This is a genomic window from Cloacibacterium sp. Arc13, assembly GCF_041431305.1.
GTDB classification, from domain to species: Bacteria; Bacteroidota; Bacteroidia; order Flavobacteriales; family Weeksellaceae; genus Cloacibacterium; species Cloacibacterium caeni_B.
In genome coordinates this window covers 1-22,346 of record NZ_JASMRM010000001.1, presented here as the reverse complement: position 1 = coordinate 22,346, position 22,346 = coordinate 1, and the positions used below count along the sequence as shown (strand labels likewise).

Sequence of the window (22,346 nt, the reverse complement as noted above, 5' to 3'; positions counted from 1 at the left end):
TTACTATTAAATTTTAAGACATGAAAAAGTTTTTATTATTAGTGATGATGACGTTTTCTTTCGGTTTTGTGAGTGCACAATATTTGGTAGAAGACAATGATATTACAGAAAATTCTAAAGAATTTGGTAGAGCTGATATTTCATTAGACATGAATAATCCGCTAGAATTTTACAGGCTGAAATGTGCGAATGCTACTTATGCGCAATATATTGGCGGAGAAAATGGTTTTAAAGACAAATTATTTAAAAATCTAAAAGCCAGTCTTTCTAACAATTTATATTCTGTAAATGGAACTTTTGATTTCATTTTCTACATTGATAAAGAAGGAAATTTAAAGGATTTTGCACTAAAACCAGAAGTTCCGAATAGTAATCTTTTGCAAACAGACATTAATAATGCGGTAAAAGCCATGAATCAAAAATGGATGCCCGCAACTTGCGATGGTGCAAAAGTAGATTCTAAAATAAGACTGAAAGTCAATTTCAGGACAGATTTATTCGATATGTAAAAAATAAAAGTCGCTTGAGAAAAGCGACTTTTTTATTTATCTTTGATGCACAAAACTAATAAACATGAGAAAATTATTTTTATTCTCACTATTCATTTCCAATATTTTTATTTTTTCTCAAGAGCAGAAAACCGAAATGAATACAGAAAGCACTAGCGTTATTAATAAGAAAGCAGAATTTCCGGGTGGTGATACAGCTTTTAGAAAAGAGTTGTTCAAAATGATCAATGCTTATATTGATATAAAAACTTATGCAGTAAATGGTGTGTTTACCTTTTCTTTTGATGTACAACCTGATGGAAAGATTAAAAATTTAGATGTAAATCCAAAAGTAAAAAACAGTGAACTTTTTATTGATGATATGCTATTTTGCATGAGAAAAGTTAAAACTAAATGGATTCCAGCTACTAAAGATGGAATGCCAATTACTTCTAATTACACTATTAAAATTAATTTTATTACAGATCATACAGAACATGAATAAGATGTTGACAAGAATTACCCTTTTATTTTCATTTATTGCTATTTCTTTACAAGCTCAGATACAAGTTTTACCTAATTATCCAGAAGGTCAAGAATTTTATAAAGGAGGTTATATGAAATTCTATGAAGATGCCCATGATTTTGTGAAAAATAACAAAATTCAGCCATGTGAAAATCCTGATGAAGTCTATTTGATGAAAATTCTCGTAAATCCAGATGGAAAAGTAAATTATGTGCAAGATCCAGATGTGATGGGAGTAAAAAATAATAAGTGTGCTTTTGATTTTGGGAAGAAAATATTAGCAAATCTTAATGATTATGTTCCTGCAGAAGTAGATGGTGTGAAAACTCCAGCGCTTACTCGAATTATTTTTTATCCAAAAGAGTTGTTTGCAGATAGTAATTACATTCCCTTGAATTCCTCTTTAATAGATGCTGAATTTCCTGGTGGCATTACCAATTATAGAAAGAAGTTTATTTCTTGTTTTAATACCAATGGATTTAATTACAGCCAAAGTTTTAGATTTGTCATTAATTTTGAGGTAGATACTCAAGGTGATATTCAAAATATTTACATTGATACCAGCTTTGATAATGAAGATTTTGTGAAAATGATTGTAAAATGTGTAGTTCCTAGAAAAATAAAATTTAAACCCGCTACTTATCATGGTTCACCGATTACTTCTAGATTTAGACTACCCATTACGATAAATGTAGACTAATCTTCCTGCCATTTTGTCATAAAATTCATTATCTTTGCACTCAAAATATTTGAAAAGTGCAAGAAAAATATATAGACGAAACTAAACAAGGCGAAGCTTTTGCTATTGCTGAAAAACCAGAAAATTCTAAAAAATTGTTTTTAGAAAGTTACGGTTGCCAAATGAATTTCTCAGACTCCGAAATCGTAGCCTCTATTCTTAACGAACAAGGTTATAATACCACTATGAATGTGGAAGAAGCAGATTTAATTTTGCTGAATACTTGCTCTATCAGAGAAAGAGCAGAACAAACGGTGAGAATGCGACTTTCACAATTCAAAAATTTGAAAAAAGAAAGGCCTAACCTTACTGTTGGTGTTCTTGGTTGTATGGCAGAACGTCTTAAAACTAAATTTTTAGAAGAAGAACATTTGGTAGACTTAGTAGTGGGTCCAGATGCTTACAGAGATTTACCCAATCTTTTGAAAGAAACAGAAGACGGAAGAGACGCCATCAATGTTATTTTGTCTAAAGAAGAAACGTACGCAGATATTAATCCTGTTCGTTTGGGTGGAAACGGTGTTACAGCTTTCGTAACCATTACCAGAGGTTGTGATAATATGTGTACTTTTTGCGTAGTTCCTTTTACCAGAGGTAGAGAAAGAAGTCGTGATCCGCATTCTATTATTGAAGAATGCAAAGCTTTGGCTGAAAATGGCTACAAAGAAATTACGCTTCTTGGACAAAACGTGGACTCATATCTTTGGTATGGAGGTGGTCCTAAAAAAGATTTTGATAAAGCTTCGGAAATGCAAAAAGCTACCGCTGTAAATTTTGCTCAATTGTTAGAAATGGTAGCAAAAGCAGTTCCTGCAATGAGAATTCGTTTTTCTACTTCTAATCCGCACGAAATGACGGAAGAAGTTTTCCGTGTGATTGCAAAATATGATAACGTTTGTAAATATATTCACCTTCCTGTACAAAGCGGAAGTGACAGAATTTTGCAGAAAATGAATCGTCAACATACACGTCAGGAATATTTAGATTTGATTAAAAAAGCGAAGGAAATAGTTCCAGATATTGCTTTTTCTCAAGATATGATTGCTGGTTTCTGTGGCGAAACCGAAGAAGATCATCAATTAACTCTTGATTTAATGAGACAAGTAGAATACGATTACGGTTATATGTTTGCGTATTCTGAAAGACCAGGAACTCCAGCTCATAAAAAAATGGAAGATGATGTTCCTGCAGATGTGAAGCAAAGAAGATTAGCCGAAATCATTGCGTTACAAGGAGAATTATCCAGAAAAAGAATGAAATCTTACGTTGGCAAAAACTACGAAGTTCTAATTGAAGGAGAGTCTAAAAAAGATAAAAATCAATGGAAAGGAAGAACTTCTCAGAATGCAGTAGTGGTTTTTGACAAAGTAGAAGGACACAATGTTGGTGACTTTGTGACTGTTTTTGTTCATGATAGCACTCAAGGCACACTTTTGGGGAAAGCGATTTAAGGAAATCGTAAAGTTTTCTAAATTTTTTAAAACACTAAACCTCAAATCTCAAAATTATGAGCGACTTACAATCCATAAAAAACCGTTTCGGAATTATAGGGAATTTTCCCGCACTTAACCGTGCCATAGAAAAAGCAATTCAGGTGGCGCCCACAGATATTTCCGTTTTGGTTATCGGAGAATCTGGAGTTGGTAAAGAACATATCCCGAAAATTATTCATAGCGAATCTCGCAGAAAACACCAACCATATATTGTGGTAAACTGTGGTGCAATCCCGGAAGGAACGATAGATTCAGAGCTTTTTGGGCACGAAAAAGGAGCTTTTACAGGCGCAACTTCTACCAGAAAAGGTTATTTCGAAGTAGCAGATGGTGGAACGATTTTCTTAGATGAAGTAGGTGAACTTCCGTTACAAACTCAAGTAAGACTTCTCAGAGTTTTAGAAAGTGGAGAATTTATGAAAGTGGGTTCTTCTCAGGTTCAAAAAACCAATGTGAGAATCGTAGCTGCGACTAATGTAAATATGATGAAAGCGATTGAAGATGGCAGATTCAGAGAAGATTTGTACTATCGTCTCAATACGGTTCAGATTGATATGCCGCCTTTGAGAGAAAGAAAAGGAGATATTCATTTGCTTTTCAGAAAATTCGCCATTGATTTTGCCGAAAAATACAGAATGCCAGAGTTGCAATTGACAGATGATGGCGTTAAATATTTAGAAAATTATACTTTCCCAGGAAATATACGTCAGTTGAGAAATTTAGTGGAACAAATGACGGTGGTAGAACAAAACAGAAGCGTAAATTCTACTAAATTAGCAGAATATATTCCGATGAATGCTCAACTTCCTGCTGTGGTTTCCAGAGGTGGAAATTCAGGGAATTCAGGAGCAGATTTCGGTTCAGAAAGAGAAATCATGTACAAAATTCTTTTTGACATGAGAAATGATTTAAATGATTTAAAATCCTTAACTTCGGAACTGATTAAGAATAGAGGAAATCAGAGTTTTTCGCATCATGAGCAAGATTTAATCGGTAGAGTTTTTAAAACTGAAACCCAACCGGTTAATACAAGTTCTATTTTGTATTACGAAGATCAACCAGCTGCGCCAACTCCTAATTTTTATAATGATACCGAGGAGTACGAGAATGGGGTAGAAGATATAGATTTAGAAGAAGAACCAAAAGAAGAGTCTCTTTCTTTAATCAATAATGAGAGAGATTTAATTGTAAAAGCGCTCGAAAAACACAAAGGCAGAAGAAATAAGGCTGCTGATGAATTGGGAATTTCTCAGAGAACACTTTACAGAAAAATAAAACAATATAATTTAGAAGATTAATGAAAAGATTTCAGATTTTAAATTTCAGATTTCAAGCCAAAAATTTTAAAATTTTTGGAGTTTTATTCTTGGGTTTCTTTTCCTTGGCTCTTTTTTCTTCTTGCTATAGTTTTACAGGGAATTCTTTGAATCACGACGAAAAAACCATTCAGATTAAAAATTTCCCTAATAATGCAGCTTTGGTGAATGCCAATTTAAGTCAAGAATTTTCTATTGCTCTTCAAAATAGATTTTTGCAAAGGTCTGGTTTAAAGGGAACTACGGAAAATCCTGATGTTCTTATTGAAGGAGAAATTACAGATTACAGCATTTCGCCTACCACTATTTCTACACCAGTTACTACTGATGGTGGAAATATTCAAGCGGCACAAAATAAACTTACCATTACGGTAAAAGTTCATTACGAAAACAGTAAGTTTCCAGAAGCAAGTTTTGATAGAACGTATTCAGACGAAGCGGTTTTCAGTAGTGATTTAGATATTAATGCCATAGAAACTTCTCAAGTGAAATTGGTAAACGAAAGGATTATCAATAAAATTTTTAACGATATTGTAGCCAATTGGTAAAAGATGAATGCACGAGTTTTAGAATTGCTTCAGCGCCCAGAAAATATTTCTAGAGAAGACATTTCGCTTCTTCAGAATGAAATTTCTAAATTCCCTTACATGCAGAGTATCAGAACTTTGCATCTTTCGGCGATTTTTAATTTCGATGCTGAAAATTACCAAAAAGAACTAACAAAAACCGCAGCGTATACTACGGATAAAAAAATTCTCTACACTTTCATCAATAAAAAGAAGGAAGAAGAGAAAAAAGAATTGACGAAATTCAAGAAAATTGTACTCGCTAAAACTGAATATGAAGTTGAAAAAACCATTGAAGAACCTGTAAAAATCGTTGAGGTTCCAGAGCAAAATATCACTAAGAATTCTTCTGAAAATTTAACCGAAACGGTAGAAAAAATAGAGGCAGAAAAACCTGTAGTTACGCATCCGAAAAGTGTAGTAGGTGATACTGAATTAGAAGCGCCGATTCTTGACAAAAAAGAAAATGAGTTCGAAGTTCTGAAAGAATTGGAGATTCTAGAAATTGAAAATCAATTGCTTGAGCAAGAAAAATCGGAAGAAGAAAATATAGAAATTGCGTTCAAAACGAGAGAAGAAGACCTTAATTTCAGTAAAGAAACGGTTTTTGAGCATATTGATCAATCAGATGACAAGGAAATTACGTCTGTAAAACCTTCGGATATCAGTTTTAATGGTTTCGAAAGTTTCTTGCCAAACGTAAAATTCACCGTTCCTTCTACTCCAAAAGAAGAACCGAAATCTGAACCAACAGCAGAAATTCCTGCACCAATTATTGAAGAAAAACCAACTGAAGAAAAAATAAAATCTGCAGAAATTCCATCTGAAAAAACTCCAGAATGGAACATTTCAGCACCAGAAAAAACAGAGATTATAGAGGAAAATACGGAAATGACGATTGAAAAAGAAGAGCCTCAAGTAATTAATACTCCTATTTTGACGGAAGAAAAAGAAGAAATTGTAGAAGAAATTCATACCGATTGGAAACCGATGAATTTTGTGATGAATCCACTGGATTCTATGATTAAAAAACCAGCAGTTTCTCAACCGAAAGCTACCGAAAAACCAGTTGAGGTAAAACCAGAAATTGCAATCACAGAAGAGAAGAAAATGGTAGAAGAAGTTGCACCAATCGAATTGAAAAAAGAGGTTTTAGAAGAAGTTAAAATAGCAGAAAAACCTGTTGAAAAATCTATTCTAAATACGTCTTTCTTAAAAAATAACGTCCAAGAAACTCCAGTTCAAACTCTTGAAAATCAAGTAGAAGCAGTTTCGGTGGAAGAAAACATTAGCAACGTTCCAGATTTTGTAAATACTTGGCAAAGTTGGCTTAAAATTGACCGGTCAATGGTTAAAACTCCTGAAAATATCCCAGTAAAAGTCATTGAGAAAAAAGCAGAAATCATCGATAAATTCATTGAAGAAAATCCTAAAATTTCTCAGTTAAAAGAAGAAGTTAGCTTTGTCGTAAAAGAAAAAAATGACGACATCTCTCATTTGATGACTGAAACTTTGGCAAAACTTTACACCGAACAAAGATTGTACACCAAAGCAATTAAAGCTTACGAAATCCTTCAAAATAAGCATCCAGAAAAAGCCGAAGATTTCAAAGATAAAATTCAAGAAATCAAAGATTTAAAGCAAGGTAAATAAAACAAAAACTCCAAGAATTTCTTGGAGTTTTTTTATTGAATTAGACTAACGATTTGTTTATAAAGTTTCTTCAGGTTTCAGATTTCCTCTTAATTTATTCCAGATTTTCCTTCCTAAAATAAAGACTACAATAACAAGGGCAATCGCTACCAAAAACGCAATTACGGGAGCTGCTAAAGCTAAAAAAGTCATCATTCCTGCTCCTGCTGTTTCGGTGGTGGCAACTACAGAATTTCCGAGTCCACCAGTTGTAGTAGTAGAAGCGGCTCGTGTTCCTGCAAATCCTGAACTAATTGCGGCGGCAGTTCCTCCACCTGCAATTAATGCAAGTGCCCAAGTTGGAAACGTTCCTAAATCTGTGAATTGCGCAGCAAACATGATAGAACCTGCAATTGTAGCCAAGGGAACAGAAGCGGTGTCTAATAAATGGTCAACGTACGGAATATAATATGCTAAAATTTCTACCACAGTGGCAATTCCTGTAGTGATGAGCGTAGGTAAACCAGCCAACCATTGAAAATTTTCGTTCATGGGAATCCAACCCATATAAGAAGCGAGACTTACAGCAAACATAGGCAAGAAAACTCTAAAGCCAGAAGCTGCAGCTAAACCAATGCCAATAAATGCACTGATGAAGTAAGGAAGATAAGGAATGTTGTCTAACATTTTGTGTAATAGTTTATTATTTGTGCAAACTAAATTACAAAAAACGTGCTATTGATTTTTATTTTTTGAGAAGTTTTAAAAATTCTTCTTCTATTTCTTGATAATTTTTCGGAAGAGTAGGTGAAATGTAGAACAACATGGTTAAGGAATTTTCGCCAAATTTTTCTAAAAACTGAGCTTTATTGAGTCTATAAACTTCGCGCAAAAGTCTTTTGATTCTATTTCTGTGAACTGCTTTTTTAAAATATCTCTTAGAAACAGAAACGCCAACTTTATGTTGAGTTGTCATGCTGAGCGAAGTCGAAGCATCTATTTGGTAAGAAATCACTCTCAAATTTCCGCAAGTTTTCCATTTTCCTTTCTCAAAAAGTAAGGAAATGTCATTTTTTTGCTTGAGTTTTTCTTCTCTGGGATATTTAAAATTCAAAATATAAAATTTTGTCAATTAATTTGTGAATTTTGCTTTGCAAGTGAATTTCTTTTACAGTCAATTTTATAATTCACCATTCTCTTTCCGTAGGAAAGATTCACTTTTCACTTTTTAATAAAAAATTAATCACTTCTGCGGCAGCATTTAAACCAAAAAGTGCAGGCATAAAACTGATGGTTCCGTAAAAAGATTTTTTAAAATTGCTTCCATCGGTGAGTTTTAGACTTTCTTCTTTTTGAATTTCTGTAGAAAAAACACATCTGAAACCTTTGGTAATTCCTTCTTTTTTCAATCTTTTTCTGATTTGCTTGGCAAGGTAACAATTATTGGTTTTGCTTAAATCTCTTACCAAAACTTTACTTGGGTCGGTTTTTCCACCAGCTCCCATTGATGAAACCAGTTTTATCTTTCTTCTTCTACAAGCTTTAATCAAGGCTAATTTCGGCGAAACACTGTCTATACAATCTAAGACGTAATCAAATTTGTTTTCTTCTAAAATTTCGTCCATTCTTTCAGGTGACAGAAATTCATTGATTTTAACCAAATTAATTTCAGGATTGATGTCTAAAATTCTCTCTGCAACGATTTCTACTTTATCCTTTCCTACAGTAGAATGTAAAGCGGGTAACTGTCTGTTTATGTTGGTGATATCTACAATGTCTCCGTCTACAATTGTCATATTTCCAACTCCAGCTCTTGCCAAAAATTCTGCTGCAAAAGAACCCACTCCACCTAAACCAACCACTAAAACTTTAGCGTTTTTCAAGGTTTCTAAGCCTTCTTTTTTTACGAGCAGTTCCGAACGTTGTAACCAATCTGTCATTTTCTAATTTTATTTTTTCACGCAAAGAGCGCAAAGATTTTCTTAATCACTTAATTAAAACTGAATGTTTAAAATTTCTAAATTTTTAGAAATCTGTTCTTGTAGTTTTTCTACAGAAATTTCCTTGATTTCAGCTGCTTTTAGATACAATTCTGCAATGTCAAAATCTGCATCATCTGTTTCTAAAAATATTTTTTCTAAAGGAATTTCTTTCAATGTAGTTTGCAAAGATAAGTTGTGAAGTACAGATTTTCCAAAACTTAGATAAAAACCATGTTTTAGCATCTCATCAGCAATTGCTTTTTTCTTATTAAAACCATGAATAATTAATGGAATTTGTGCAATTTTTTGAAAAGGAATTAATTCTTGAAATTTCCTTACGCAATGAATGATAACCGGTTTTTGAATTTGATTTGCCCAAAGAATTTGTGCTTCGAAAACTTTTTTCTGTAGATTTTCATCGATGTTTACCAAAGCATCCAAACCACATTCTCCAATGGCTAAACATTTTGGATTTTGAGAAATGATTTTTAGGTTTTCTAAATCATTTTCCCAGTGTTCATCAATGCTTTGCGGATGAATTCCCACCGAAAAATAATGCTCTGGAATCTTTTCTTCTGGCGTAGAATTATAAATTCCGTAAGAGATTTGTGGGTTATGATGATGGAAGTTGAAAAAATTCATATTCAAAGATATGAAATCGGTTAAAAAATTAAACAAAGTATTAAACATTTGTTTGCATGAGAAAAAGTTTTTTATATCTTTACTTTTCAACAAATTAGAGAATGAAGAAAAAATTTACCGAAAAGCAAATTCATATTCTAGAAATCGCGGAAGAGCTTATTGCACAGAAAGGTTTTGAAGGGACTTCCGTTCGTGATATCTCTGCTAAAGCGAATATCAACGTGGCGATGATTTCTTATTACTTCGGCTCTAAAGAGAAAATGATGGTAAATCTTTACCAATATAGAGTACAGAAAACCAGAGAAACATTTGCTGAATTTACCCAAACCATAAAAGACGGAAAACCAGAGATGCAACTCAAAGAAATTATTAATTTCGTAACTAAACAGTTATTTAAATTCAATTATTTTCATGGTTTTGTGACGCAAGAACTCAGACATCAAGATAGAGTGAAAGGTACGTTGCTAGAATTCTACCAAACGTTTACTAAAGTTCTAGAAGATGTAGTGCAGAAAGGTATTGTAAGTGGCGTTTTTAAAAGAGCTGCAAAATCAGAAGATATAGTTTCTACCATCATTGGAACCATTGTATTTACCATTAGGAATAAAAATTATTACGAAATTTATTTAAAAGGTAACGACGAAGATTACCTAGCTAATGCCGAAAAAAAACTGAAAAACCATCTCAATCTTTGTGTTTTCTCGCTTTTAGGATATCAAATTTAACCTTATTTGCGTTAAAGTATCTTAAAATAAATCTTTTGACAAAAAAAGTTTTATTTTTGCAAACTGATAAAGGGAACATTATAGAAAGATTTCCTTACTTTTATTTATGAAAAAAATATTCTCATTATTCGCAATCGCTTTTTTGCTTTTGTCTTGTAACAAACAATATGATTTGGCAATGAAATCTGCTGATAAAGATTTTATAATGAAAGTTGCCAATGAAAAATACGAAAAAAAGAAATGGACAGACGCACTTGCGCTTTACGAAAGATTAACCAATTTGGTGGCAGGAACAGATGATGCTCCAGAAGTGGTTTATAAATCTGCGTATGCTAATTATTACGACAAAAACTATAAACTAGCGGCACACCAATTCAAGAATTTCTCGGTTACGTTTACCAATGATCCTAGAAAAGAAGAAGCAGCTTATATGTCTGCATTGTGTTACTACGAAGGTTCTATGGATTATAACTTAGACCAGAGTAATACAACTTCGGCGATTAATGAATTACAAGAATTTTTAAATAATTATCCAAATTCAGAAAAAGCAAAAAACATCAATGATTTAATTGATGAACTGAACTATAAATTAGAGTTCAAGGCTTATGAAAACGCAAGGCAATATTTTAAAATGGCAGATTATAAAGCAGCTACCATTGCTTTTGAAAACGTTTTAAATGATTTTCCTGCAACTAAGCTTAAATCTAAAATCTACGCTTATATTTTAAAATCTAAATCAGAATTGGGGATCAATTCTATTTATGACCTTAAAAAAGAAAGATTAGAAAGTGCAATCGCATTTACCAGACAAGTAGAAAGAGAATATCCAAACTCAGATTTAAGCAAAGAAGCTCTTGATATAAGAGCAAAACTAGAAAAAGAAGTTGTAGAATTTGCGAAACTTCAAAAAGAAGTAGAAGCTAGAAAAGCTGAATTTACAGAAAAACAAAAAGCAGCTGAAGCCAAGGAAGATGCTAAAAAACAAGTTAAAGATCAGCAAGAAGCGAATAAAATTAAAATAGATAGTGCAAAAATTAGCACACCAGAACCAGGTGCTACTTTCAAGATTAGAAGAAATTAATTATCTTTGCAAACTAAAATAAAAATAAATCACTCAAAATGAGCGTAAAAGATACAAAAGCAGAAGTAAACACCATTACATACGATAAAGATAAAATCGAAGAAAAAGTAGGTTCTATCTACGAAGCTATCGTAATTATGGGAAAAAGAGCAGAACAAATTAATGCTGAAATTAGAACTGAACTTCATCAAAAATTAGACGAATTTGCGGTGCACAATTCTACTCTGGAAGAAGTTTTCGAAAACAGAGAGCAAATTGAAATTTCTAAAAACTACGAAAGATTACCGAAGCCTACATCTATTGCCATTAGAGAATGGTTAGATGACGAAATTTATTTCCGTAGAACCGAAGAAAAATAAACAACATTTGTTAGGATAAAAAACAAAGTCACAGATTTTCTGTGGCTTTTTTGTTGAGTTTATGTTTGAAAATCTTTAGATTTTCAACTTTGCAAGCTTTGTTAAATGAAATGCCTTTAATAAAGGTAAATGATGCAGATTCTTTGCGTTTAAAATAAACCATAAAAATTCAAAAAAAAACCATAAATTCGTTCAGTTAAAATTCTAATCATATGGCTCTAAAAGGTAAAAAAATTCTATTGGCAATTTCTGGCGGAATTGCAGCCTACAAAATGAATTACCTTGTAAGAGATTTTGTAAAAAAAGGTGCAGAAGTAAAAGTTATTTTAACACCTTCTGCTGAAAATTTCGTTACAAAAGTCATCCTTTCTACGCTTTCTAAAAATGCAGTTTATTCTGATTTTTATGACCAAAACGGAACATGGAATTCTCATGTAGAACTCGCACTTTGGGCCGATGTATTATTGGTAGCACCTTGTACTGCAAATACTTTGGCTAAAATGGTTCATGGGATTTGTGATAATTTGGTAATTGCTACTTATTTGTCTGCAAAATGCCCGGTTTTCATAGCTCCAGCAATGGATTTGGATATGTATGCACATCCTTCCACCAAAGAAAATTTAGAAAAAGCAGAAAAATTTGGCCATTATATTATTCCAGCAGAATTTGGAGAATTGGCTTCTGGTTTAGAAGGTCAAGGAAGATTAGCGGAGCCAGAAACTATTTTACAAAACATAGAAGATTTTTTTACTCAAAATCATTCTAAAAACTTAGAAGGAAAAACCGTTCTCATTACAGCAGGACCTACCTATGAAGCAATAGACCCAGTTCGTTTTATTGGCAATCATTCTTCGGGGAAAATGGGATTTTCGCTTGCTGAAGAAGCGGTAAGACGTGGCGCAAAAGTGATTTTAATTTCTGGTCCTACTTCACAAAAAACGAGCACTAAAAATATTAAAATTCATAGAGTAACTTCGGCGAAAGAAATGTACGATGAGGTTTTTAAATACTATGAAAAGGTAGATATTGCTATCGCAAGTGCGGCTGTTGCAGATTATGCCCCAAAAATCGTTGCCAAAGAAAAAATAAAAAAATCTGAAGAAGAATTTACCATAGAATTGGTTAAAAATCCAGATATTTTGAAAACGATGGGCGAGAAAAAAACGCATCAGTTTTTGGTTGGTTTTGCATTAGAAACTAAGAATGAAGAAGAAAATGCCAAAAGCAAATTGCAGAAAAAAAATCTGGATATGATTGTGCTTAATTCACTTCGTGATGAAGGTGCTGGTTTCCAAAAAGACACCAATAAGGTTAAAATTTTAACATATTCAGAACAAAAAGAATTTTCTCTGAAATCTAAAGATGAAGTGGCAAAAGACATTTTAGATTTTGTAGAAACTCAACTTAAGAAATAAATTTTTTAAAAATTCGTTTAGAATTCAATGAAAAAACTACTTTACATATTTGCACTTTTACTGCTTTCTCAATTTAGTTTTGCGCAAGAACTGAATGCCCAAGTTCAGATTAATTACCAACAAATTGGCGGAAGTAACGTGCAATTATTCAGAACAATGGAGAAAAGTCTGAAAGACTTTATCAATAAAACCAGTTGGACTGGCAAAAAATTTCAGAACTACGAAAAAATAAAATGCAATTTTTCAATCATTCTTGTCGAAAAAAGCGGGAATAATTACAAAGGAACTTTGGTGGTTCAGTCGGTGCGTCCTGTTTATGGAACGCAGTATGAAACGCCGATTCTTAATGTTAATGACACCAATTTTTCTTTTGAATATCTAGAAAATCAGAACATGGTTTTTAACGAAAGACAATTTTCGGGGAAAAATTTGATTGATGTGATGAGTTTTTATGTCTACCTTATTTTAGGTTACGATGCAGATACATACCAAATGAAAGGCGGAACTCCGTGGTTTGATAAAGCGATGCAGATTACTCAAAATTCTCAAAATCAGAACTATATGGGTTGGTCTCAATTAGAAAGTCCTAGAAATAGAGGAGCGCTGATTGCTACGATTTTGTCTGAACAAAATTCCACGCTTAGAAATTTCTACTATAATTATCACAGAATGGGCTTAGATAATTTAGGCAAACAAGACCAATTTTCTACGAAACAAACCATTGCAAATGAGATTTTGAGACTTAAATTCTACGAAAGTAATTTCCAGATGAATTATCCTTTTAACCTCTTTGTAGAAAGCAAAAAAGACGAAATTTATAACATTTTCGATTCCAATAATAATGGAGGTGTAGACATGAATCAGCTCAAAAATTTGATGAGTTTATTCTCTCCAAAAGATATAGACACGAAGTGGAATAAATGGAAGTAAAATGAATCTTAGAGCTACGCTTTTGTGGTTTGAATTTTCTGAAATTTACACTATTTTTACAGGCTCGAAAACGCAACTCAAATAAGTATTCTTTAAATAATGTTATCAAGAATTTACATCCAAAATTTTGCATTGATAGACCAACTTGAAATCAATTTTAAGAAAGGTTTACAAGTGATTACTGGCGAAACAGGCGCTGGTAAATCTATTATTTTGGGTGCTTTGAGACTTATTTTAGGAGAAAGAGCGGATTCTAAAAGCATTTCTGACTTCTCAACGAAAAGTGTAGTTGAAGCGGAATTTAAAATTTCTGAATCTTTGAAAATTTTCTTCGAGGAAAATGATTTAGATTTTGAAGTAGATACCATTATCCGAAGAGAAATTTTGCCTTCTGGGAAATCTAGAGCTTTTGTGAATGATGTTCCTGTTACTTTAGACGTTTTGAAAGAACTTTCTGAGAGATTGATTGATATCCATTCTCAGTTTGAAACTTCTCAACTTTTTAGCGAAGAATATCAGTTTAAAATCATCGATGGACTTTCTGAAAATAAAAATTTAATAGAAACTTATCAGAATGATTATTTTGAATTTCAAAGAAAGCAAAGAGAACTAGAAAAACTGAAAAATACACTTTCCGAAGGAAATAAAGAGAGCGATTACAAGTTGTTTTTGTTGGAGGAATTAGAAGCAGCACAATTAGAAACGGTGAATTATGAATTGCTGCAAAGCCAAATTTCTTTAGCAGAAAACAAAGGTGCGATTTCTGAATTGCTCGCTCAAATTTTTGCCAGAACAGACCAAGAAGAAGTAGGTTTGTTCGATGGTTTCTATGATGTTAAAAACAAATTGAGCAGAGTCGCAGACTTGTCTTTGCAGTTTTCTGAGCTCAATGCAAGATTAGAAGAAAACTATGTAGAGTTCAAAGATATTCTCTTTCAATTGCAAAATGAAGCCGAAAAACTAGATGCAAATCCTGAAGATTTATTGGTTTTACAAGAGCAAAATGATAAAATCAATGCACTTTTTCTAAAACACAAAGTTTCAGATATAGAAGATTTATTGAAAATCAAAGAAGAACTTTCTTTAGAAAAGAATTCTTTTGAAGACATAGAAAATAAGATTGCTCAATTAGAAAAAGAAATTACTGAAGCTTCTCAGTCTTTGCTTAAAAAAGCTGAAATTTTATCTAAAAACAGAAAACAAACGGCTCCAGTTTTTGTAGAAAAAGTAGAATCACTTTTACATCAATTAGGACTAGAAAAAGCTAAAGTAGAAGTGGAACTCTCTTCAACGAAAGAATTCGGTAAATTCGGAACGGAGAAAATCCAATTGTTATTCCAAGCGAATGCTGGATTTGCCTTGAAACCGATTCAAAATGCCATTTCTGGTGGTGAAAGAAGCAGAGTGATGCTTTCGATTAAAAAATTCATGGCAGAAAATGCAGAACTTCCTACGCTTATTTTAGACGAAATAGACACGGGTGTTTCTGGAAGAATTGCCGATGAAATGGGCAATGTAATGCAAGAAATGGCAGAAAATATGCAGTTGATAGTCATTACTCACCTTGCGCAAGTTGCGGCAAAAGGAAATGATAATTATAAAGTGCAAAAATCTGATATTGAAGGAAAAACCCAAACCAGAATTTTGCCACTTAATCAAGAAGAAAAACTTACAGAAATTGCACAATTGCTTTCTGGAAGCAAGATTACAGATGCCGCAATTCTTCAGGCAAAAGAACTCATGCAATAAATTTTGTAACGAAAATATAGTTTTAGAAACTAATGATTGAAAAACGATTATGTTTCTAAAATTTCTACAACTTGAACTCAAAAGTTTTGTGAGAAGCCCGCAATTTGCTGCGGGAATCTTAATGAAAATAGGAATGCTGTTTATGTACGCATATTTGGCGCTTATTTTTGTAGGCGGAGCTTTGGGTGTGTATTTCGGAGCGAAAAAAGTAGGTTACGAACCGATTCAACTTTTTAGCCGGATTTTCTTAGTGTATATTGCCATCGATTTGTTGTTGAAATATTTTATGCAGCAACTTCCTGCGGAAAATATCAAGCCCTTTCTCACCTTGAAAATTTCTAAAAATCAAATTGCAGGTTACACCCTAGTGAAAATTTTAGTTTCATTCTTCAGTTGGGCGTTTTTACTTTTTGCGATACCATTTGCAGCGCTTTTAATTTTTAAAGGGAATCTAAATGTAGTAACCGTTTTGCTCTATTTCGCAGCTTGTATTTCTATGGTTTTTATCAATACGTTTGTCAACACCATTATCAATAAAAGTGATAAGCTGATGTACAGTCTTTTTGGATTGATGGCGATTATTGGTGGATTGCATTACTTTGAAATTATAGATGTTTTAGCGATTTCTGAGAGCATTTTCTATGGATTGTATCAAAATATTGGCTTCTTTATTATTCCGATTGTTGTATTGCTGGTTTTGGCGATTTATACTTTTTCTTTCATCAAAAAGAATTTGTATCTGGACAGAGGTTTAGAAATGAAAAAAGCGGCAGGAAAAACCGAAAACATTGCTTTCCTCAATAAATACGGTACATTAGGAACTTTTATCAACAATGATATTCGATTGATTAAAAGAAGTAAAGCGGCGAGAAGTGCTTTAATTGGAGGAGTTTTATTCCTTTTTTACGGGTTACTTTTCTTTAGCAAAGGTTACAACACCAGTTTCATGCAAGTTTTTCTAGGGATTTTTGTAACAGGCGGTTTTAATTTTATGTTCGGACAAAGAGTTCCAGCTTGGGACAGTTCTTATTATCCTCTGATGATGACGCAAAATGTTCCTTACAAAGATTTTCTCAAAGCAAAATGGGCGCTTTTTGTGATTGCGATTTCGGTTTCTATGATTTTAGCAGTCGGTTATGCATTCATCAGTTGGGAATTTTATTTTACCATTTTTGCGGCAGGTTTATATAATTTAGGAGTCAATTCTTACCTCACTTTATTGGCGGGAGCTTACAATAAAAAACCGATTGATTTGAACTCTGCTTCGAAAGGTTTCACCAGCGGACAAAACAATTTCAATATTAAAATTCTCTTTCTTTTATTGCCACAAATGGTTTTACCAATGGCTGTTTTCGGAGCGATGAAATATTTCTTCGGAATGACTCCAGCGGTTATGAGTTTAGGAATTCTAGGATTGATAGGGTTTCTACTTCGAGATAAAATTTTCAACATCATTGTAAAAATCTACAGAACCGAAAAATATTCTACCATCGCGGCTTTTAAAAAATAATGATTAGAATTTGGGCGTGCCTTTTTTCCAAGCTTTCTTACAGAGCCAAAGCAAAAAAGTCGGTCTACACTTCCAATCTTTTTTTACAAAAAAGGATTTCCAGTTACGCCCTCACGCAAAATCACAACCAAAATAAATATACCAAATACCAATTACTAAATACCAACTACCAACTACTAAATACCAATTACTATCATGATAAACATTCAAAATATTTCTAAAGTTTACGGAACCGCAAAAGTGCTTAATATACAAGGACTTACTATTCCCAAAGGCGAAACTTTCGGTTTGGTAGGAAATAACGGAGCAGGAAAAACCACGCTCTTTAGCTTGCTTTTAGATTTAATTGAACCCAGTTCAGGAAGCATTCAAATTGATGGAATTCAGGTGAATAAGTCAGAAAATTGGAAAAATAAAGTTTCTGCATTTATAGATGACAGTTTCTTAATTGGTTATCTTACTCCAGAAGAATATTTTTACTTTTTAGGCGAGTTGCGCGGTCAAAACAAAGCTTCTGTAGACGAATTTCTAAAACAATTCGAAGATTTATTTAATGGAGAAATTCTCAATGCTAGAAAATACATCAGAGATTTATCGAAAGGAAATCAGAAAAAAGTAGGAATTGTAGGCGCTTTAATTGGCAATCCAGAAATCATTGTTTTAGATGAACCTTTCGCGAATTTGGATCCTTCTACACAGATTAAACTAAAAAATTTGATTAAAGTGCTTTCTCAAAATGCAGAAGTCACTTTCTTGATTTCTAGCCATGATTTGGCGCACACTACAGAAGTTTGCAACCGAATTGTAGCCATCAATAAAGGTGTAGTGGTAAAAGATATTTCTACCAATTCTGAGACCTTGAAAGAATTAGAAGAATATTTTGCTAGTCAAGTAAGTTTGTAGACTAGCTTTTTTTAAGAACCAACACTTTCTGCGTTTTTTGCTTTTGCATAGAACGCAGAAAGGTTTTTTTGTTTTAATACTCGCAATATTATCTTTCCTTTATTTGATTTATTTCGTAAATTTACACTTCAATTTTGAAGATGAAAGAGAAGGTTTTTAGCTTCAAAAATCGTAAATCAAAAATCGTAAATCAAAAATAAAATGGACTTTATTTACCAAGATCCGTATCCAATTCTAAAGGATGACACTGTTTATAAAAAACTCACTTCAGATTACGTAAAAGTAGAACAATTAGGTGATAGAGAAATCTTAACCGTTGATCCAAAAGGTTTAGAGCTTTTGGCGGAAAAAGCAATGGAAGATGTTTCTTTTATGCTTCGTTCTGAGCATTTGGCAAGTTTACGCAGAATTATAGATGATCCAGAAGCTACTGATAATGATAGATTTGTAGCGTATAATTTGTTGCAAAATGCTGCAGTTGCGGTAGAAGGTGCATTACCTTCTTGTCAAGATACAGGAACTGCAATTGTGGTAGCAAAAAAAGGAGAAAATGTTTACACTGGAGTTGATGACGGAGAATTTTTAAGCCGAGGAATTTATAACACTTATAAAAATAGAAACTTAAGATATTCTCAGATTGTTCCTTTGAGCATGTTCGAAGAGAAAAATTCGGGTTCTAATCTTCCTGCACAAATTGATATTTATGCAAAAAAAGGAAATTATTACGAATTTTTATTCTTGACAAAAGGAGGAGGTTCTGCGAATAAAACTTTCTTGTATCAAAAAACAAAATCTCTATTGAACGATAAATCTTTAGAAGAATTTATCCGCGAAAAAATTATGGATTTAGGAACTGCAGCTTGTCCGCCTTATCATTTAGCATTAGTTATTGGTGGAACTTCTGCTGAAGCCAATTTAGCAGCGGTGAAAAAAGCATCTGCAAAATATTATGACAACCTTCCTACAGAAGGAAATATGGCTGGTCAAGCGTTCAGAGATTTAGAATGGGAAAAAAGAGTGCAAGAAATTTGTCAGGAATCAGCAATCGGGGCGCAATTTGGTGGAAAATACTTAACACACGATGTTCGAGTTATCAGATTACCGAGACACGCCGCTTCTTGTCCTGTTGGAATGGGCGTTTCTTGTTCTGCAGACAGAAATATCAAAGGTAAAATTACCAAAGACGGAATCTTCTTGGAGCAATTAGAAACAAATCCAGCACAATATTTACCAGAAACAGCTCCTCATTTAGAACCAGCTGTGGAAATAGATTTGAACAAGCCAATGCCAGAAATTTTGGCAGAATTGTCTAAATATCCAATCAAAACTCGTTTGAAACTGAACGGAACGCTGATTGTTGCAAGAGATATTGCTCATGCAAAAATCAAAGAATTATTAGATGCTGGAAAACCAATGCCAGAATATTTTAAAAATCACCCAATTTATTACGCAGGTCCTGCCAAAACTCCAGAAGGAATGCCAAGTGGAAGTTTCGGGCCTACAACTGCGGGAAGAATGGACGTTTATGTAGACGAATTCCAGAAAAATGGTGGAAGTATGATTATGCTTGCTAAAGGCAATAGGAGCAAAGATGTAACCAATGCTTGTGCAAAATACGGCGGTTTCTATTTAGGTTCTATTGGTGGTCCTGCTGCAATTTTGGCGAAAGAAAATATTCTTTCGGTAGAAGTAGTAGATTTCCCAGAATTAGGAATGGAAGCGGTAAGAAAAATTGAAGTGAAAGATTTCCCTGCGTTTATTATTACAGATGATAAAGGCAATGATTTCTTTGCAACTTTAGCTCATTAATGAAGAAAAGGTAAAAATTCGGTGGAGATTTAGCAGTATGCGGCAAAATTCAATAAAAAAACTTTTGTCGATTAAAAAAATGTTATATTTTTGCCTAAAATAATAGAAATTATGTTTTTAGCAGGATTTTGGCCAGTTTATCAGTTTCTTTGGACTGTATATTTTCTAACCATGTTTTTAGTTGGATTTTGGTGTATCTTTATGTTTTTCGGAGTAGTGATTCCTATGTGGTTAACAGAAGGTTTAGCTGAATATTTCGGGAAAACAAAGAAATTTAACCCAGAAGATATCAGAAGAAAAACTCTTCTAGAGCAAGAAGGTGTAGAAGTAATCTACAACCAACCAAAAGGAGACGGCCCTTATTTACACGCTGGTCATCATTAATTGAGGTGACATTGCTTTTCTCCCTGAATTTGAGAAAAGTAATATCAAAGCAAAACAAAATATATTTAAAATCTGTTCAGTTTTTCTGGGCAGATTTTTTTCATCCTTACATCTAACTTCTAACATCCAAGCAAAATTCCTTATCTTTGTACCCAAATAATTTTAGACTATGTCAAAAAGTTTAATCCCAAAACTTCAAGCAATTAAGCAACGTTATAACGAGGTTGCTGATTTAATTATACAACCAGATGTGATTACTGACCAAAAAAGATATGGTCAGCTCAACAAAGAATACAGCGATTTGGGAAAAATCGTGAAAGTTTTTGATGAGTATATGCAAGCATTAAATACGATTGAAGAATCAGACGAAATCATTGCAGATGGTTCTGATAAGGATTTTGTAGAATTAGCAAAAATCGAAAAAAACGAAGCTTTAGAAAAAATTCCAGGATTGGAAGAAGAATTAAAAGTTCTTTTAATCCCAAAAGATCCTGCAGATGATAAAAATATTATCCTAGAAATGCGCGCCGGAACTGGTGGCGACGAAGCTGCGATTTTCGTGGAAGATATGTACAGAATGTACACCATGTATTTCAAAACCAAAGGTTGGAGACACGAGGTTACCGATTCTTCTGAAGCTTCTAAAGGTTACAAAGAACTCGTGATGAAAGTAGAAGGAGAAGGTGTTTACGGAATTATGAAATTTGAATCGGGAGTTCACCGTGTTCAGAGAGTTCCTGAGACAGAATCTCAAGGTAGAGTGCATACTTCGGCGATTACGATTGCGGTTTTACCAGAAGCGGAAGAAGTAGATGTGGAAATTAACCCAGCAGATATTGAGATGCAAACCTCTCGTTCTGGTGGAGCTGGTGGACAAAACGTAAACAAAGTTGAAACGAAAGTTCAATTGACGCACAAACCTTCAGGAATTGTGGTGGTTTGTCAACAAGCGCGTTCTCAGCTGGCAAACAGAGAGTTAGCGATGGAAATGCTTCGTGCAAAATTGTATGATATTAAATTACAGGAAGTGGTAGGAGATATTGCAGCACAACGTAAAACGATGGTTTCTACCGGTGACCGTTCTGCAAAAATTAAAACTTACAATTATCCTCAAGGTAGAGTTACCGACCACAGAATCAACAAATCTATCTACAATTTAGATGCTTATATGAATGGCGATATCCAAGAAATGATGGATGCTGTGATTATGGCAGAAAATGCAGAGAAAATGAAAGGTCAAGAGGAAATTTAATGGATACCAATGAAAAATAAAAATTTCATTTTTGTTTTATCGTTGGTTCTTCTTTTTGCCTTATATCATTTAGCTGAATTTTTTATAGTGTTTAAAAACAATGCGACAATGTTTTTGGCATTTCAATTTTTGTTTTTTGGCACTGCTTTTTTTCTCGGGAAATGGTATGACAAAGGAGGGCTATCTACATGGGGACTTTCTATAAAAGGTGGTTTTGTATTGCAAATTGCTTTAGGGATTTTCTTTGGTGTTCTGCTGTATGGAATTTCGTATTTGATTGGAATTTCTTTTGGAATTGAAAAAATAACTGAAATTCCTGATATAAGCACAATTATTAAGACATCTCTTCCTTTTGTTTTTGGATTAATTTTCTCTTCTACATCAGAAGATATTTTAACACGAGGTTTGCTCTTTAAACATTTGCATTCCAAAATAGGTAGCGTTTTTTTCGTTTTATTTTCGGCGGTTTTCTATGTTTTGAACCACATTTATAAACTAGGAAACGGTTTTGAAACTATTGCTTATCTCTTTTTATTAGGTGTAATTTTTGCCATTCCTATATTGGTAACCAAAAAACTTTGGGTAACTTCAGCCATGCATTGGGCAGGGAATTGTGTTTTTTACATCAGTCACGAAGTAATAAAAACACAAGAAATAGCATCAAAAATTGGGTTTAATACCATTCTCTGCCTATTTATCTTAGTAGTTGTATTTATCTTTATTTTACTGAAAGACAAAATTTTTGCTTCAAAAACTGAAATTTAATTGAAATGACTAGTCCTAAAAAACCGATACAGATTATAGGACAAAAATAAATAATTAAACCAAAGTAAAAACGTTTTTGC

Annotated in this window: 23 protein-coding genes; 19 read left to right on the top strand and 4 right to left on the bottom strand. The window is 33.2% G+C overall.

Features of this window, described 5'->3' with window-relative positions:
- Positions 1-20 precede the first annotated feature (20 nt).
- From QO190_RS00115 to QO190_RS00085, 7 genes are all read left to right on the top strand, one after another.
- The gene (locus QO190_RS00115; protein WP_371460652.1) at positions 21-509 is read left to right on the top strand and encodes a hypothetical protein; all 489 of its coding nucleotides are present in this window, start codon (positions 21-23) and stop codon (positions 507-509) included.
- Positions 510-573: 64 nt separating this feature from the next.
- The gene (locus tag QO190_RS00110; protein ID WP_371460650.1) at positions 574-993 is read left to right on the top strand and encodes a hypothetical protein; all 420 of its coding nucleotides are present in this window, start codon (positions 574-576) and stop codon (positions 991-993) included.
- 1 nt (position 994) lies between these two features.
- Positions 995-1,714: an energy transducer TonB gene (locus tag QO190_RS00105; protein ID WP_371460649.1), complete on the top strand. Its 720-nt coding sequence runs from the start codon at positions 995-997 to the stop codon at positions 1,712-1,714.
- A gap of 56 nt (positions 1,715-1,770) precedes the next feature.
- Positions 1,771-3,204, top strand: a complete 1,434-nt coding sequence (gene miaB / locus QO190_RS00100) for a tRNA (N6-isopentenyl adenosine(37)-C2)-methylthiotransferase MiaB (protein WP_371481218.1) — start codon at positions 1,771-1,773, stop codon at positions 3,202-3,204.
- Positions 3,205-3,260: 56 nt separating this feature from the next.
- Positions 3,261-4,544, top strand: coding sequence for a sigma-54 interaction domain-containing protein (locus QO190_RS00095; protein ID WP_371460647.1), 1,284 nt, complete (start codon positions 3,261-3,263; stop codon positions 4,542-4,544).
- Positions 4,544-5,110: an LptE family protein gene (locus QO190_RS00090; RefSeq protein WP_371460646.1), complete on the top strand. Its 567-nt coding sequence runs from the start codon at positions 4,544-4,546 to the stop codon at positions 5,108-5,110. Before QO190_RS00095 ends, QO190_RS00090 begins: the two co-directional genes overlap by 1 nt.
- Positions 5,111-5,113: 3 nt before the next feature.
- On the top strand, positions 5,114-6,781 hold the full coding sequence (locus tag QO190_RS00085) for a hypothetical protein (RefSeq protein WP_371460645.1): 1,668 nt from the start codon (positions 5,114-5,116) through the stop codon (positions 6,779-6,781).
- 57 nt (positions 6,782-6,838) lie between these two features.
- Here the strand turns inward: QO190_RS00085 and QO190_RS00080 are convergent, their stop codons facing one another.
- The 4 genes from QO190_RS00080 to QO190_RS00065 all read right to left on the bottom strand — a co-directional run bounded on the left by QO190_RS00080 (position 6,839) and on the right by QO190_RS00065 (position 9,384).
- Positions 6,839-7,447, bottom strand: a complete 609-nt coding sequence (locus QO190_RS00080) for a DUF4126 domain-containing protein (protein ID WP_371460644.1) — start codon at positions 7,445-7,447, stop codon at positions 6,839-6,841.
- Between the two features lie 58 nt (positions 7,448-7,505).
- Positions 7,506-7,874 (bottom strand): ribonuclease P protein component, encoded by a 369-nt coding sequence (gene rnpA, locus QO190_RS00075; RefSeq protein ID WP_371460643.1) that lies wholly within the window; start codon positions 7,872-7,874, stop codon positions 7,506-7,508.
- Positions 7,875-7,974: 100 nt separating this feature from the next.
- Positions 7,975-8,700 carry a ThiF family adenylyltransferase gene (locus QO190_RS00070; RefSeq protein ID WP_371460642.1) on the bottom strand — a complete coding sequence of 242 codons (726 nt, stop codon included), beginning with the start codon at positions 8,698-8,700 and terminating at the stop codon, positions 7,975-7,977.
- 54 nt (positions 8,701-8,754) lie between these two features.
- Positions 8,755-9,384, bottom strand: a complete 630-nt coding sequence (locus QO190_RS00065) for a TatD family hydrolase (protein WP_371460640.1) — start codon at positions 9,382-9,384, stop codon at positions 8,755-8,757.
- 101 nt (positions 9,385-9,485) lie between these two features.
- Here QO190_RS00065 and QO190_RS00060 point away from each other — a divergent pair, with 101 nt between their 5' ends.
- From QO190_RS00060 to QO190_RS00005, 12 genes are all read left to right on the top strand, one after another.
- Complete coding sequence (locus QO190_RS00060; protein ID WP_371460639.1) at positions 9,486-10,109, top strand: TetR/AcrR family transcriptional regulator; 624 nt, start codon at positions 9,486-9,488, stop codon at positions 10,107-10,109.
- 106 nt (positions 10,110-10,215) lie between these two features.
- Positions 10,216-11,190, top strand: coding sequence for an outer membrane protein assembly factor BamD (locus QO190_RS00055; RefSeq protein ID WP_069800392.1), 975 nt, complete (start codon positions 10,216-10,218; stop codon positions 11,188-11,190).
- Between the two features lie 38 nt (positions 11,191-11,228).
- Positions 11,229-11,549, top strand: coding sequence for a DNA-directed RNA polymerase subunit omega (locus tag QO190_RS00050; RefSeq protein WP_371460637.1), 321 nt, complete (start codon positions 11,229-11,231; stop codon positions 11,547-11,549).
- 212 nt (positions 11,550-11,761) lie between these two features.
- Entirely contained in the window at positions 11,762-12,964 is a 1,203-nt protein-coding gene (gene coaBC, locus QO190_RS00045) for a bifunctional phosphopantothenoylcysteine decarboxylase/phosphopantothenate--cysteine ligase CoaBC (RefSeq protein ID WP_371460635.1), read from the top strand.
- A gap of 27 nt (positions 12,965-12,991) precedes the next feature.
- Positions 12,992-13,894, top strand: coding sequence for a DUF4835 family protein (locus tag QO190_RS00040; protein ID WP_371460633.1), 903 nt, complete (start codon positions 12,992-12,994; stop codon positions 13,892-13,894).
- Between the two features lie 99 nt (positions 13,895-13,993).
- Complete coding sequence (recN, locus tag QO190_RS00035) at positions 13,994-15,643, top strand: DNA repair protein RecN (protein ID WP_371460632.1); 1,650 nt, start codon at positions 13,994-13,996, stop codon at positions 15,641-15,643.
- 49 nt (positions 15,644-15,692) lie between these two features.
- Entirely contained in the window at positions 15,693-17,153 is a 1,461-nt protein-coding gene (locus QO190_RS00030; RefSeq protein ID WP_371460631.1) for a DUF5687 family protein, read from the top strand.
- 195 nt (positions 17,154-17,348) lie between these two features.
- On the top strand, positions 17,349-18,056 hold the full coding sequence (locus QO190_RS00025; RefSeq protein ID WP_371460630.1) for an ABC transporter ATP-binding protein: 708 nt from the start codon (positions 17,349-17,351) through the stop codon (positions 18,054-18,056).
- A 201-nt stretch (positions 18,057-18,257) separates the two neighbouring features.
- Positions 18,258-19,865 carry a fumarate hydratase gene (locus QO190_RS00020; RefSeq protein WP_371460629.1) on the top strand — a complete coding sequence of 536 codons (1,608 nt, stop codon included), beginning with the start codon at positions 18,258-18,260 and terminating at the stop codon, positions 19,863-19,865.
- Between the two features lie 111 nt (positions 19,866-19,976).
- Positions 19,977-20,249 carry a hypothetical protein gene (locus tag QO190_RS00015; RefSeq protein ID WP_371460628.1) on the top strand — a complete coding sequence of 91 codons (273 nt, stop codon included), beginning with the start codon at positions 19,977-19,979 and terminating at the stop codon, positions 20,247-20,249.
- 169 nt (positions 20,250-20,418) lie between these two features.
- A complete protein-coding gene (prfA, locus tag QO190_RS00010) occupies positions 20,419-21,501 on the top strand; it encodes a peptide chain release factor 1 (protein WP_213190368.1) in 1,083 nt (360 codons plus the stop codon).
- 108 nt (positions 21,502-21,609) lie between these two features.
- On the top strand, positions 21,610-22,266 hold the full coding sequence (locus QO190_RS00005) for a CPBP family intramembrane glutamic endopeptidase (RefSeq protein WP_371460627.1): 657 nt from the start codon (positions 21,610-21,612) through the stop codon (positions 22,264-22,266).
- The last annotated feature ends 80 nt before the right edge of the window (positions 22,267-22,346 follow it).

Excerpts from the sequence above, each read along its gene's own strand:
- QO190_RS00055 (WP_069800392.1), top strand. The coding sequence starts at position 10,216 with ATGAAAAAAATATTCTCATTATTCGCAATCGCTTTTTTGCTTTTGTCT.
- QO190_RS00005 (WP_371460627.1), top strand. The coding sequence starts at position 21,610 with ATGTTTTTGGCATTTCAATTTTTGTTTTTTGGCACTGCTTTTTTTCTC.
- QO190_RS00015 (WP_371460628.1), top strand. The coding sequence starts at position 19,977 with ATGTTTTTAGCAGGATTTTGGCCAGTTTATCAGTTTCTTTGGACTGTA.
- QO190_RS00080 (WP_371460644.1), bottom strand. The coding sequence starts at position 7,447 with ATGTTAGACAACATTCCTTATCTTCCTTACTTCATCAGTGCATTTATT.
- QO190_RS00025 (WP_371460630.1), top strand. The coding sequence starts at position 17,349 with ATGATAAACATTCAAAATATTTCTAAAGTTTACGGAACCGCAAAAGTG.
- QO190_RS00065 (WP_371460640.1), bottom strand. The coding sequence starts at position 9,384 with ATGAATTTTTTCAACTTCCATCATCATAACCCACAAATCTCTTACGGA.
- QO190_RS00095 (WP_371460647.1), top strand. The coding sequence starts at position 3,261 with ATGAGCGACTTACAATCCATAAAAAACCGTTTCGGAATTATAGGGAAT.
- QO190_RS00085 (WP_371460645.1), top strand. The coding sequence starts at position 5,114 with ATGAATGCACGAGTTTTAGAATTGCTTCAGCGCCCAGAAAATATTTCT.
- QO190_RS00030 (WP_371460631.1), top strand. The coding sequence starts at position 15,693 with ATGTTTCTAAAATTTCTACAACTTGAACTCAAAAGTTTTGTGAGAAGC.
- QO190_RS00050 (WP_371460637.1), top strand. The coding sequence starts at position 11,229 with ATGAGCGTAAAAGATACAAAAGCAGAAGTAAACACCATTACATACGAT.
- prfA (WP_213190368.1), top strand. The coding sequence starts at position 20,419 with ATGTCAAAAAGTTTAATCCCAAAACTTCAAGCAATTAAGCAACGTTAT.
- QO190_RS00060 (WP_371460639.1), top strand. The coding sequence starts at position 9,486 with ATGAAGAAAAAATTTACCGAAAAGCAAATTCATATTCTAGAAATCGCG.
- QO190_RS00090 (WP_371460646.1), top strand. The coding sequence starts at position 4,544 with ATGAAAAGATTTCAGATTTTAAATTTCAGATTTCAAGCCAAAAATTTT.
- QO190_RS00020 (WP_371460629.1), top strand. The coding sequence starts at position 18,258 with ATGGACTTTATTTACCAAGATCCGTATCCAATTCTAAAGGATGACACT.
- QO190_RS00110 (WP_371460650.1), top strand. The coding sequence starts at position 574 with ATGAGAAAATTATTTTTATTCTCACTATTCATTTCCAATATTTTTATT.
- QO190_RS00115 (WP_371460652.1), top strand. The coding sequence starts at position 21 with ATGAAAAAGTTTTTATTATTAGTGATGATGACGTTTTCTTTCGGTTTT.
- QO190_RS00040 (WP_371460633.1), top strand. The coding sequence starts at position 12,992 with ATGAAAAAACTACTTTACATATTTGCACTTTTACTGCTTTCTCAATTT.
- QO190_RS00070 (WP_371460642.1), bottom strand. The coding sequence starts at position 8,700 with ATGACAGATTGGTTACAACGTTCGGAACTGCTCGTAAAAAAAGAAGGC.
- coaBC (WP_371460635.1), top strand. The coding sequence starts at position 11,762 with ATGGCTCTAAAAGGTAAAAAAATTCTATTGGCAATTTCTGGCGGAATT.
- QO190_RS00105 (WP_371460649.1), top strand. The coding sequence starts at position 995 with ATGTTGACAAGAATTACCCTTTTATTTTCATTTATTGCTATTTCTTTA.
- recN (WP_371460632.1), top strand. The coding sequence starts at position 13,994 with ATGTTATCAAGAATTTACATCCAAAATTTTGCATTGATAGACCAACTT.